Below are 12,705 nucleotides of genomic sequence, written 5' to 3'. Positions count from 1 at the left end.
CCGCTATTCGCGCTCGTCCGCAGTGGTGCGCCGGCGCCTCGCGAGGAGCAGCCCGCCGCCGCCGAGGACGACCACGGCCGCGACGATACCGATGATCACGCCGGTCGAGCCGGAACCGCCGCCGGTGCCGTTCGAGTCGCTCGTGCTGTCCGCGGGAACGGCCGACCACCAGCTCCAGTACCCGTCCTGGCCGTAGATGTTGCCGGCCGCGGTGGGCATGGTCCGGATCGACTTGATCTGGTCCGTGCGGTAGGCCTCGACGGCGTTCGGGTACGCGATGACGTTCATGTAGCCCGAGTCGTACAGCCACGACTCCATCTGCTTGACGATGCCGGCGCGCTTGGCCGGGTCGTACTCGGCGAGCTGCTTCTTGTACAGGCCGTCGAACGTCTTGTCGCAGATGAAGTTGTCCGTCTGCGCGGTCTCCTTGGCCTTGACGGGCAGGGCCGCGCAGGTGTGGATGCCGAGGACGAAGTCCGGGTCGGGGTTGACCGACCAGCCGTCGAACGCGAGGTCGTACTCACCGGCGTACCAGGGCACCGACACGTCGTCGAGGCAGTCGACCTTCAGGCCGATGCCGAGCTTGCCCCACCACTCCTTGAGGTACTTGCCGATCGCCTTGTCGTTCGGGTCCGTGGCGTGGCACAGGATGCGGAGGTTGAGCGGCTTGCCGTCCTTGCCGACGCGCTCGCTGCCCTTCATCCGGTAACCGGCCTCGTCGAGCAGCTTCCCCGCCCGCGTGGGGTCGTAGCCGAGGGCCTGGCTGCCGGACGGCTTCCAGAAGTAGTCGCCGAAGCGCGGCGGGATGTACCCCTCGCCCTCGACGGCGTGGCCCTGGAAGACCTTGTCGACGATCGTCTTGCGGTCGACCGCCATGAACAGCGCCTGGCGCACCTTCTGGTCGAGAAGGGCCTTGTTGCCGTTGCCGAACTTCTTGCCGTCCTTGGTCTGCGCGCCCGGATTGGTGGCGAGCGCGAAGAAGCGGCGGCCCGGGCCCTCGTTGACCTTGATGTTCTTCTCGCCCTGGAGCGAGGCCGCCTGAGCGGGCGTCAGGGCGGGAGAGCCGGCCACGAAGGAGACCTCGCCCTTGCGCAGGGCGGCGACCGCGGCGTCCTGGTCCTTGTACGTCTTGAAGACGACCTCGTCGAACTTGGGCGCCCCGCGCCAGAAGCTCTTGTTGGCCTTCAGCTTCACGTACTGGTCGACCTTGTAGTCGGTCAGGACGAACGGGCCGTTGCCGACGACGGGGAAAGTCTTGTCGTTGTTGAACTTCGAGAAGTCCTTGACGTCCTTCCAGATGTGCTCGGGCACGATCGGGACGTCGAGCGCGGCCATGGTGGCCTGCGGCTTCTTCAGCTCGATGACCAGCTGGGTGGGGCTCGGAGCGGTGACCTTCTTGAAGTTGGAGACGAAGCTGCCGTTCGCCGTCGCGGCGCCCTCGTCCGTCATGATCTTGTTGAAGGTGAAGGCGGCGTCGGCCGCCGTGGCCTGCTGCCCGTCCGACCACTTCGAGTCGGACCGGATGGTGTAGGTCCAGGTGAGCTTGTCCGCCGACGGCTTCCAGGCGGTGGCGAAGCCCGGGACCGCGTGGTTGTCGTTCGGGTCGTAGTTGGTCAGGTACTCGTACATCATCCGGTGGATGCTCGTACTGACCAGTCGCTGGGCGAGGAACGGGCTCAGAGAGTCGACGCTCTGGGCGAGCGCGACGGTGAGGACCTTCTTGCCGCCGTCGGCCGCCTTGGCCTCTTGGGGCGCGGGGTTGAGCGGCGTGGCGAGGCCGGCCGTCAGGGTGAACGCCGCGGCGCCGGCCGCCAGCAGGACCCGCGGGGTCCGGCGGGGCGCGCGACGGGGGGAACGGGAGAAGAGCGGAGCGTGTGCTCTCTGTGCCTTCTTGGGCTGATCTTGTGTGTCCATGGCTCGATGACCTCGCGTCGTTGCTCGCGCAGGAGTGGCAGGTTGATCATGGGACGCCAGCTGGTTGATGTGTGTGTCTATCAGCGGCGGTCTGCGCACGTCAACGGCGCATGAACCCCATGTGGCCTGCGGAAATAACGAGTTGACCCGCATTTCACGCACATTGGTCGAGACCTCTGACGCCTGGCAGGCCAGGGCGTGATGCCCTTGGCGCACCTTATGCGTTTTTGATGGGGTGTTATGTGTTTATGGGGCGAGCTCCGTCGAGTGTGTCGGAGAACGCCCAGGGCCCGCACCTGTGGTGACGGTGCGGGCCCTGGGCGCTCGGAGTCGTGCTGCGTGGCGTTGCTTTGCGGTGTTACTGCTGAGGCGGCTGCGGCTGCGGCTGTTGCTGCTGTGGCTGCGCGCCGTACGGGGGTGCGGGCTGCTGCTGCCAGCCCTGCGGGGGGCCGGGCTGCGGCTGCGCGGGGGCGCCGGGCTGCGGCTGGGCCTGCTGGGGCGGGTACGGCTGCGGCTGGGCGGGGGCGCCGGGCTGGTTGGGCTGCTGCGGGTACGGCTGACCGGGCTGACCGGGGTACGGCTGGCCGGGCTGACCCGGGAACTGCTGGCCCGGGGCGGGCTGTTGACCCGGAACGGGCTGCTGGCCCGGGTACGGCTGCTGCCCGGGGTACGGCTGCTGCTGGTGACCCGGCACCGGCGGAGCCATGGTGGGCGGCGGGTTCCCGTCCGACGTCCACAGGCCCTGCTGCTGCTGGGCCCGCGCGAAGTCCTCCGCGACCATCGCCGAGAGGTTGAAGTACGCCTCGCGCACCTTCGGCCGCATCATGTCGAGGTCGACCTCGGCGCCGGCCGCCAGGTGTTCGTCGAACGGCACCACCACGACGCCGCGGCAGCGCGTCTCGAAGTGGGACACGATGTCGTCCACCTTGATCATCTTGCCGGTCTCGCGGACCCCGGAGATGACCGTGATGGAACGCGACACCAGGTCCGCGTACCCGTGCGCCGACAGCCAGTCGAGCGTCGTACTGGCGCTGCTCGCACCGTCCACGGACGGCGTCGAGATGATGATCAACTGGTCGGCGAGGTCGAGGACTCCACGCATCGCGGAGTACAGCAGACCGGTGCCGGAGTCGGTCAGGATGATCGGGTACTGCTTGCCGAGCACGTCGATCGCGCTGCGGTAGTCGGTGTCGTTGAACGTCGTCGAGACCGCCGGGTCCACGTCGTTCGCGATGATCTCCAGGCCGGACGGCGCCTGCGAGGTGAACCGCCGGATGTCCATGTACGAGTTCAGGTGCGGGATCGCCTGCACCAGGTCGCGGATGGTCGCCCCGGTCTCACGGCGCACCCGGCGGCCTAGCGTGCCGGCGTCCGGGTTGGCGTCGATGGCGAGGATCTTGTCCTGGCGCTCCGTGGCGAGCGTCGAACCGAGCGCGGTCGTCGTGGTCGTCTTGCCCACGCCGCCCTTGAGGCTGATGACGGCGATCCGGTAGCAGGACAGGACCGGCGTGCGGATCAGGTCGAGCTTGCGCTGCCGCTCGGCCTCCTCCTTCTTGCCGCCGAGCTTGAAGCGCGCGTTGCCACCGCCGGGGCGGGTGCTCTTCGCCTTCTGCTTCTTGTTGTTGAGCAGTCGGTCGGCCGACAGCTCCACGGCCGCCGTGTAACCGAGCGGCGCGCCACCGACGTTCGTGGGCGTGCGCTGGTCGTGCTGCACGGGCTGCGGCCAGGCGCCACCGGTACGGGGGTCGGCGGCGGGCATGGGCTGACCCTGCTGACCGGGGTACGGCTGACCGGGCTGGTCGGGCTGACCCTGCTGGGCGTACGGCGGCTGAGCGTGCTGGCCGGGCTGGGATTCGGGGTGCTGGGCCTGGGCCTGGGCGTGGGGCTGTGGCGCGGGCTGCTGCGGGTGCGGCTGCTGGCCTGCGACGGGCTGCTGCGGGTTCTGCTGCGCCGGGAGCTGCGGGGCGGGCTGGCCGGGAACGGGCGCGCCGGGCTGCGGCTGCGGGAAGCCGTAACCCGCACCGGGCTGGGCCTGGGGCTGCGCTTGCGGTTGCGGGAACCCGTAACCGCCCTGCGGGGCCTGCTGGTTGGGGGCGACCGGTGCCGGTGGCGTCGGCTGGGGGAAGCCGTAGCCCTGCTGCGGGGCGCCGGGCGCGGGCTGCTGCGGGAAGCCGTAACCGCTCTGCGGCGCGGGCGGGGTGTTCTGCCCGGGCCAGCCCTGCGGCGCGGGCGCCCCCTGGGCCGGAACCGGTGCGGCCGGCTGGGCCTGCGGCTGCTCCGGCGTCGCGGTGGGCGTCGGCGCGGGCCACTGCGGGGCGGCGGTGGGGGCCGCGGGCTGGAACGCCGGGGGCAGCGGAGGGACGCCCTCCTGCGGCACGGGCGGCGGGGCCCACGCGGCGGGGGCACCCTGCGCTTCCTCGGGGGTGCCGGGGGCGGGGGAGTTGACGTCGGCGCCTTCGCCCGCGTCCGCGCTGACGTCGGCAGCGGTGTCGGCGTCGGGGGCGGCCTCGCTGTCGGTGCCGGTCTCGGCGTCCTCGTCGGCGTCGGCATCGGAATCGGCGGAGGAGCCCGTACCGGCGTCGTCCGAAGCGTCGCCCGTCACCGCGTCGTCCCCGGCGCCGTCCACGCTCTCGTCCGCGTCGGGCGCGGCAGGGGCGATGGCGACCACGGCGAAGTCACCGGAGTCGTCGGAGCCACCCGAACCACTAGAGCCAGAGCCAGAGCCAGAGCCAGATCCAGAGTCAGAGCCGCCGGCGGCCGAGCCGTCGACATCGGCGCCGCCCGCCTGCTCCTCCGTCGTCGCTTCAGCCTTCTGCTCGTCCTTCGCGGCCAGCTCGGCGAACTCCCGCTTCAACGCGGCCGCGGAGAACCGCATCGTCGCGCCGCTCTCCAGATCCCCGGTCCCGGAACCCGCCTCGGGCCCGGGGTTCGCGGCGGCGGCCGCGTAGGGCGTGTACGGCGCGGGAGGCGCCGGGGGCGCGACGGGCGTAGGAGCGGGAGGCGCCGGAGGCGGAGGCGTGGCCGAGGGAGTCTCGCCCGTGCCGGACGACGCGTTCTGCGTGTACCAGGCCGGTGGGGCGTAGTCGATGGTGAACTCGCCCGTCGTCTCAGTGGCGGACTCCGCGTCGGAGTGATCATCCCCGGGTGTGTCCCAGCCCCCGCGGACTCCGTTCCGATCGCTGTTCACAATGCCTCCTGGTGTGGTCGAGCACCCTCGTGCCGTGGTGGGGGGCGACCGTTCCTGTCGTCCGATCCGCCGCGCTCTTCCCCTGGGACGCGTACGAGCCGCTCATGGGTTCACGCGCGCGTCTTGTCCCAGCCTAATCACCAAATCCACGAGCACGGCAGGCCCGTCCGTCTCTCCGGAGCCGCCTGCCAGGTCACACGCGGCCAACAAGTGATGCCCAAGCGATACGGAAGTGACGAACACCCCGCAGTCCGGCGCACGCAAACTGCCCGAATAGGCCGCAAAGGGGAACGAGTTCGATCGCCGAAGGCGCCCGGGGCGGGCCCCGGGCCGGCCTCAGTCCATCCGGCGTGCGTTACCCAACAATCCGGTCTCGGCGTCGGTCGCCTGGGTCATCACGTACTGGCGGTCGCGATCGGTACACCACAGAGTGACGCCGTCGGCGAGCGTGGGCAGGGACTCCCACTCCGCGCGCGGCAGGCCGATGACACGGCCGATCTCCGCCGCCTCGTCCGGCGACACCCGCTGGACCCCGACGAGCCGCGCCTGCCGCATCAACCGCGGCGCCACCGGGCTCAGATAGGGCAGCAGCGTCAGCACGGACTGCCACGGCGCCGAGGCCACCCGCCCGCGCGGCGGACGCATACCGCAGTCCCGCACCACGAGCACCGGACCGCCCGCCGACGCGCCCTGCGGCGGCACCCGGCCGACGTCGTGCACCGTCATGCCGGACTGGCCGCCACCGACCGCCTGCACCATCTGGGCCCAGGCCTGCGCCCGCCCGGTCTCCACCGCGACCCGCGCCCCGGTCGCCGCGGCCCGCAGCGCGAGCACCTGCGCCGTCCACAGACCGCCGATGAGCACCATGTCGTACGGCGTCGGCCTGTTCACCCCGAGCACGGCGGGCTGGCCGTCCGCGTCCACACCGACGACGACTCCGTCGTCACCGATGGGCAGCGCGAGCGTGTCCAGCTGCTCGACGGACAGGGTGTGCCGCTGGTGACGCGGCCCGAAGAGGCCGAAGCCGGTGCGGGCGCGGTCACCGGCGGCGGGCGTGGCAGGCGCACCCGCGTTGCCGCTCCCGATCCCGTTACCGTTCCCGTTTCGGTTCCAGGAACTGCCGTCCCAGGCTCCTGCTCCGGCCGGGGGAGATGACGTCATGGCCATCAGCGCGCACCTCCGAGGGGCAACGTGGCGAGAACTCCGGGCAGTTGTTCGCGGTCGAGCCGCACAAGGCCCGTTCTCGCCTGCCGGGCCGCGGTCTCCAGGGAGCGCCGGGCCGTGGTCAGCTCGCTGTCGCTGCGTCCCGTGATCCGCATGTGGCCCGCGAGCCGAATGTCCCGCTGGTCACCGCGGGACAGCGTCAGGCTGAACGTCGTGGCCAGCGCGGGCACCGTCGTGAGCAGCGCGACCAGCTGGTGCAGCGCGGGCCCGGAGCCACCGAGCTGGGGCCAGCGCCGCACCCAGTACGTGGTGTGCCTGCGGTTGTCGCAGCGCCAGCTGCGGCCCGACTCCTCGGTCCTGCGCTGCGGCGCCTCGCTCCGCCCGGCCTGCGCCGTCACCATCGGGTTGGCGCACGCCGACGTCGCGACGGCGGCCGTCAGCTCCTCCTCCGTCAGCACGCTGGCGCGGAACCCCGCGCCGGTCAGCCGGCTCGCGAGATGCTGCGCCGCGCGGGCCACGCACTTCTGCGCCCCCAGGGTGCCGCCGCCGCGCGCGGCCACCGCCTCCGGGCACAGCTCGGGGTCGAGCTTCAGGGCGATCCACGTGATGCGGACCGCGGGGGAACCGGTCTGGGCCTGCAGCGGCGCGTAGTTGCTCACCGCCACGGACTGTTGCGGCAGGTGCAGCGCGGGCGCGGGCTGCGTGTGCAGCACGATCTGTGCCGATTCCAGGTGGATTCCGTCGACTTCGAGGGCGTCCCGCACGATCCCGATGGGCAGCGGTCGCCGGGAACGCTCGGCCCGCAGGGCGGTGGCGTCCGACTCGACCTGGAGCACGGCCGTCAGGAAGCCGCCGTCGCCCACCATGCCGATGGGGCGCTGGTCGCGGTCGTCCCCCCGGCTGTAGCTGTACGTCCGCAGCGCGGGGTCGCACTCGACGGCGGGCGCGAGACCGGGCTCCGTGCCGGGCGGGACCGGCGTGCTCGCCGCACGGCGCCTGCGCGCACGCAGGGCCAGGACGGTGCCGAGCCACTCCGGCAGCGACCGCCCCCGGCGGCGTACCACCGCGAAGAGGACGAGGATCGCGGCGACGACGCCCGCGGGCACCAGGGCCAGCGGGCCGGCGACCCAGCCGCCGACGAGCAGCGCCGCGGCGAGCTCGATCATCACCATCTGCTGAAGCCGGAACGATCCCGTCCGTCCGGAACGCGACTTCAGATGCAGCGACACCGGACCACCGGTCGCCACCGGAGGGCCGGCGGGCCCGCCGGCCCGCGTCGCCGGCGCACCGTCTCCCCGTCCCGGCCGGCCTGCCGACCGCGACCGGGATTGCGACCGTGACCGGGTCCGCGTTGCGGAAGCCATCACTCCAAACCCCCCGAACTCTCCCGAAAATCCCTGACGCACAGGGTCTTTGAAGGCCCCAGCACCCTACCCGTCCCACACGCACAAGCACGCAACAGGCATAGTAGGGGCCGGGTCTGACAACGGAGGGCGGGGGACGCAGGTACCCCCGAGCGCTGCACGGGGAGAAGCGGACACAGATGGCATCACGGCGGGACGAACTCAACGCCTACACCTTCGCGAAGCGTCGTACGCTCGCGTCCTTTCTCCAGCCCTCACCCTCCGGATCGGAGGAAGGGGCCCCGAAACCGCTGCGTGCGGTGATGCCCGGCGTGATCGTCGGCGTCGTCGTCCTCGCCGTGTTCGGGGCGTGGGGGATGTTCAAGCCGACAGCGCCGCCCAAATGGGATGAACTCCACAAGAACGTGATCGTCGCGAGCAAGTCGACGACGCGGTACGTGGTTCTGATGACGGACGGCAAGAAGCAGCTGCACCCCGTCCTCAACATGGCCTCGGCCAAGCTCCTCGTGGACCCGAGCAACAACCCCCCGGTGACGGTGTCCGAGGACGTGCTCGACAGCGGCAAGATCCCGCACGGCGCCACGATCGGCATCCCGTACGCCCCCGACCGTCTGCCGGCGGACTCCGAGGCGGAGTCCGCGAAGCGCTGGGCCGTCTGCGAGCGCCCGGGCGAGGGCGGCCGCGCCATCCAGAAGGCGGCGTTCGTCCTCGCGAAGCGTGACCTGGGCAAGACCGAAGGCCCCGAGTCGAAGCTGCGCGGCGGCGACCTCATGTACGTCGTCGGCCCGGACAAGGCCAAGACCGAGTACGTCGTCGACGCCCACGGCACCGCCTACTCCATCGAACAGGGCACCGACAAGGAACAGCTCCTGCGCGCCCTGGGCATCAACCTCCCCGCCGGCCAGAAGCCGGAGCGCGTCTCCAGGGACTGGCTGGACACCCTCAACAAGGGAACGCAGATCTCGTTCCCGAAGCTCGACGGCACCCCCGGCGCCGCCGCCCGGACGAACAGCACGCTGGACGGCACCGCGAACCGCGTCGGCATGGTCCTCAAGACGCCGAGCCAGTACTACGTCGTCCTGCCCCACACGGTCGCCCCGGTCACGGACTTCACCGCCCACCTGCTCCTGGGCAGCCCTGGTGACCCCCTCGGCCAGAACGGCGAGCCGCTCAAGGTGGGCCCCGGCGCCATCGTCGCCGGCCAGAGCTTCGGGCCCGCCGACTGGCCGAAGTACGAGCCGAAGACGGTCAACGAGGCCACCACCGCAGCCGGTAGCCGCAACACCGTCTGCAACGTCCTCGACAAGGTCGACCCCGGCAGCGGCGCCACCACCCTCAGCACGTGGGCCGGCAAGCACTTCCCCGCCCCCCTGCCCGTCGGCTCCTCCAGCGCCTACGTCACGGCCGGTTCGGGCCAGCTCTACCGTCAGTTCACGGGCACCGAGACCAGCGTGGGCCCCGTGTTCCTCGTCACCGACACGGGCCTGCGTTACGCGATGCAGTCCAACAGCGACAGCGGCGCCGACGACTCGGGCATCGGCACCACGGAGAAGGAGCGCAAGGACCTGCGTTCGGAGGCCAAGTTGGCGGTGACGAGGCTCGGCTACGACAAGGTCGACCCGGCGCCGATCCCGCTCGCCTGGTCGCAGTTCCTGCCCACGGGCCCGCGCCTGTCCACCACTGCGGCCAGCCAGCCGCAGGGCTCCTAGGGCGGGGGACACGATGGCGTACGCATCAGCGTCAGGAAAGTCCGCGCCGGCGTGGACGCGTAAGGCGGCGCTCGTCGGCGCGCTGGCAGTGACGGTGACCACCACCGTGATCCTGCCCGCGGGCCCGGCGGCGGCCGACGGCGAGCAGTGCACCTTCGGCCCGAAGAACCCGAAGTACGCGGGCCGCCCCTGGTCGCTCCAGCGCGTCCTCCTGGACGACCTGTGGAGCGAGACCAAGGGCAAGGGCGTCAAGGTCGCCGTCATCGACACGGGCGTCGACGTCAAGAACCCACAGCTCAGGGGAGCCGTCGACACGTCGCTCGGCAAGAACGAGATGCTCCCGAACCTCAAGGACGCCGACGGCAACAAGATCGCGCGCGGCAAGGAGGACGGCACCACCGACACCGTGGGCCACGGCACGCGCGTCGCCGGCATCATCGCCGCACGCCCGGCCAAGGGCACCGGCTTCGTCGGCCTCGCCCCCAAGGCCACGATCATCCCGATCCAGCAGAACGACGCCGACGGCCACGGCACGGCCGAGACCCTCGCGAAGTCCATCCGCTACGCGATGTCCGTCGGCGCCCAGGTCATCAACATCTCCCAGGACACGGCGAACGCGGTCAGGCCTGCCCAGGCGCTGCAGGACGCGGTCAACGCGGCCCTCGACGCCAAGATCGTGGTCGTCGCCTCGGCGGGCAACGACGGCCTTGACGGCAAGGTGCAGACGACGTACCCGGCCTCGTTCCCCGGCGTCCTCGCGGTCGCCGCGTCGGACCGCAACAACGAACGCGCCGCGTTCTCCCAGTCCGGCGACTTCGTGGGAGTGGCGGCGCCGGGCGTCGACATGGTCTCCACGGTCCCGGGCGGCGGCCACTGCTCCGACAACGGCACCAGTTTCTCCGCCCCGTACGTGGCCGGGGTCGCCGCCCTCGTCAAGGCGAAGCACCCCGACTGGACGGCGGCCGAGGTCGTCGCCCAGATCGAACAGACCGCGGAACGCTCGATCGCCGGCCACGACCGCCTCGTCGGCTGGGGCGTCGTCGACCCGCTCCGCGCGGTCACGGAGGACCCGGACCACCCGATCGAGACCCCGTCGGCCCACGAGGGGGTCACCCGGGCGAAGGCTCCCGAAGTGGCGAAACTCCACTTCGGCGAGACGGCGGACCAGCGCGACACCCGCCTCGCCACGTACACGGTCGTCGGAGCCGCCGTGCTCGTGGCGGGCCTGGGCGGCGCGTCCGTGGCGGTACGGGACGCACGACGCCGGAGCCGGAAGGCGGCCGGCGGGGCGTGACGGTGATGCTCACTTCGCGGCGGGGCGGGTGCTGAAGTGCTGTTGAGGGTGCTGTGGTTGCTGAGGTCCCTGAGATCCCTGAGGCCCCTGAGGTCCGGGGCCTTCGGCAACCGCGGCCTTGGGTAACGGAGTTCGCGAACTGGCGAATTCTCCCCTTGTGTTCACCCTGGTGCCGTCTTTTCGGCGCGGCGTGGACGGGCGATCTCTCGATGCCGAAGGGGTCCGTGAGCCCGACTGTGAAGGGCCGGTGAGGGCGCGCTGTGAGGCGTATTTCCGGTGGTAGCGTGCCTTTGCCCACCGCTGTCGGGCGTGTGTGCAGGTGGAGTTGAAAGAGGGGGAGCCGCCGTGGCTAAGGATCTCGGAGTCGGCCCGGGCGAGTTGAAGCAGGGCGGGAAGGACATCGTCGAGGTCCTCAAACCGGTCAAGAAGGTAGACCTCGGGGACGCGGCGGATGTGGCCACCAAGGTGGGCGACGACGACGCGGCCGCCGCCCTGGTGACGTTCTGCGCGACGTGGGAGGCGGGGGGCGCGTTCCTGGCCGACTGCGCGGCGACGCTGGCAGACGGGCTGGACGCGGCGGACGGCAACTACCAGGACACGGACGAGGCCATCCGCGACGCTGTGAAGTCCGTCAAGTCCGCGCTGGCCTAACGGTGTTGAGCCAGACGCAGTCGTAGACGTAGACGCACGCACAAACTCAAGAAGAAGAGCAGGGATTCCGCACTCATGGCAGCGACGCTCGGGTCGACCGACGACCCGAAGGATCTCATTCCGGGGGACGCCGGCAAGCTCGGCGACATCGAGACCACCTTCAACAGCTGGTCCGACAAGTTCGAGAAGGTCGGCGACGGCCTGCGCGATCTGCGCATCAAGGGCTGGGTCGGTGAGGCCAGCGACGCCTTCTGGCCCACCTTGGCCAAGGAGAAGACCAACTGGTACTCCGCCGGCGATGCGTTGGACGGGGCTTCCAAGGCCGTCCACTCGTACGTCTCCATGTTGACCTGGGCGCAGGGGCAGGCCGGAAACGCGATCGACAAGTGGAAGGCCGGCGACCACGCGGGCGCCGAAACGATCCTGAGCGAAGCGCGCAAGCAGCTCAAGACAGAGGCCGAGAAGCTCATCAAAAAGCTTCATGACCTCGCGGGCGACTCCAAGGACAGCCCTGGCTGGCTTCAGGCGGTCCGAAGCGGCGTGGACGCCGACAAGTGGTTGGAGGACCACGGCGTCGGCAAGAGCGCCATCGCGCCGGAGGCGTGGCAAAGGGAGAAGCAGTCGTGGTTCGGCGACGAGACCAACCCGCGCCGCAAGGACAAGGTGTGGGGCAAGGACGAGGACGGTAAGTGGTACTTCCGGGACAAGCCCGATCCGGCCGCTGGCGACGATGAGGCCGCACCAGGTAAGAAGAAGGTGCCGGTAGAGATCAAACTCGCCGAGTGGTCGGGCAAGGCCAGCGTGTGGTCGGCCGGCGTCGAGGACGACGGGAAGTGGGGCGACGCCAAGTACAAGTACGGGGCAGGCGTCCAGGCGCTGGGTGTGGACGGTTCGGCCGGTTTCAGTGCCACCGACGGAAGACTCAAGGCCGGTGTCTCGGGAACCGCGTATCTCGCCCAGGCTTCCGCGAACGGCAGCGTGGAGTACGGCGTCGCCGCAGTACAGGGTGAGGCGAAAGCCTTCGTGGGTGCCGATGCGTCGGCGAACGTCTCCGTCGGGAAAGACGGAGTGCACGCCGGCGCCGAGGCGTTCGCCGGAGCCAAGGCGACAGGATCCGCCTCCGCCGACGTCGGTGGTGTCGGCGCTGGTGTGAACGCCGAGGGCTGGGCCGGCGTGGGTGCCGAAGCGCATGGCGATCTCGGAATGAAGGACGGCAAGTTCACCATCGGCGGCGATGTCGGCGTGGGTTTGGGTCTGGGCGGCAAGGTCGGATTCAATGTCACCGTCGATACCCACAAGTTGACCGGCGCGCTCAGCGATGGTGCCGACGCCGTGGGCGACGCCTGGGACAGCACAGTCGGCAGCTGGTTCTGACCCGCCGTTTCTAGCCCGCGCTGAAGTTCACCGAAGGATTGGATCCAC

Annotated in this window: 8 protein-coding genes; 4 read left to right on the top strand and 4 right to left on the bottom strand. The window is 70.7% G+C overall.

Annotation, left to right across the window (positions count from 1 at the left end):
- Positions 1 to 3: 3 nt before the first annotated feature.
- The 4 genes from EOT10_RS21280 to eccE form a co-directional block, all read right to left on the bottom strand.
- The gene (locus tag EOT10_RS21280) at positions 4 to 1,914 is read right to left on the bottom strand and encodes an ABC transporter substrate-binding protein (protein WP_127829868.1); all 1,911 of its coding nucleotides are present in this window, start codon (positions 1,912 to 1,914) and stop codon (positions 4 to 6) included.
- 358 nt (positions 1,915 to 2,272) lie between these two features.
- Positions 2,273 to 5,101, bottom strand: a complete 2,829-nt coding sequence (locus EOT10_RS21275) for an SCO5717 family growth-regulating ATPase (RefSeq protein ID WP_127829867.1) — start codon at positions 5,099 to 5,101, stop codon at positions 2,273 to 2,275.
- Positions 5,102 to 5,437: 336 nt separating this feature from the next.
- Entirely contained in the window at positions 5,438 to 6,268 is an 831-nt protein-coding gene (locus tag EOT10_RS21270) for a hypothetical protein (RefSeq protein ID WP_223281126.1), read from the bottom strand.
- Positions 6,268 to 7,629, bottom strand: a complete 1,362-nt coding sequence (gene eccE, locus EOT10_RS21265) for a type VII secretion protein EccE (protein WP_127829866.1) — start codon at positions 7,627 to 7,629, stop codon at positions 6,268 to 6,270. The genes EOT10_RS21270 and eccE overlap by 1 nt, the downstream gene beginning before the upstream one ends.
- A 179-nt stretch (positions 7,630 to 7,808) precedes the next feature.
- Between eccE and eccB the strand changes: the two genes are divergently transcribed.
- The 4 genes from eccB (at position 7,809) to EOT10_RS21245 (ending at position 12,657) form a co-directional block, all read left to right on the top strand.
- Complete coding sequence (gene eccB, locus EOT10_RS21260) at positions 7,809 to 9,338, top strand: type VII secretion protein EccB (RefSeq protein WP_127829865.1); 1,530 nt, start codon at positions 7,809 to 7,811, stop codon at positions 9,336 to 9,338.
- 13 nt (positions 9,339 to 9,351) lie between these two features.
- Positions 9,352 to 10,632 carry a type VII secretion-associated serine protease mycosin gene (gene mycP, locus EOT10_RS21255; RefSeq protein WP_127829864.1) on the top strand — a complete coding sequence of 427 codons (1,281 nt, stop codon included), beginning with the start codon at positions 9,352 to 9,354 and terminating at the stop codon, positions 10,630 to 10,632.
- A gap of 345 nt (positions 10,633 to 10,977) precedes the next feature.
- The gene (locus EOT10_RS21250; protein ID WP_127829863.1) at positions 10,978 to 11,283 is read left to right on the top strand and encodes a hypothetical protein; all 306 of its coding nucleotides are present in this window, start codon (positions 10,978 to 10,980) and stop codon (positions 11,281 to 11,283) included.
- Between the two features lie 75 nt (positions 11,284 to 11,358).
- Positions 11,359 to 12,657, top strand: a complete 1,299-nt coding sequence (locus tag EOT10_RS21245) for a putative T7SS-secreted protein (RefSeq protein ID WP_127829862.1) — start codon at positions 11,359 to 11,361, stop codon at positions 12,655 to 12,657.
- Positions 12,658 to 12,705 lie beyond the last annotated feature (48 nt).

It is taken from the genome of Streptomyces antnestii (assembly GCF_004005495.1).
Classification (GTDB): domain Bacteria; phylum Actinomycetota; class Actinomycetes; order Streptomycetales; family Streptomycetaceae; genus Streptomyces; species Streptomyces antnestii.
The sequence above is the reverse complement of the archived record's forward strand: the minus strand, read 5'-3'. Positions and strand labels throughout refer to the sequence as shown.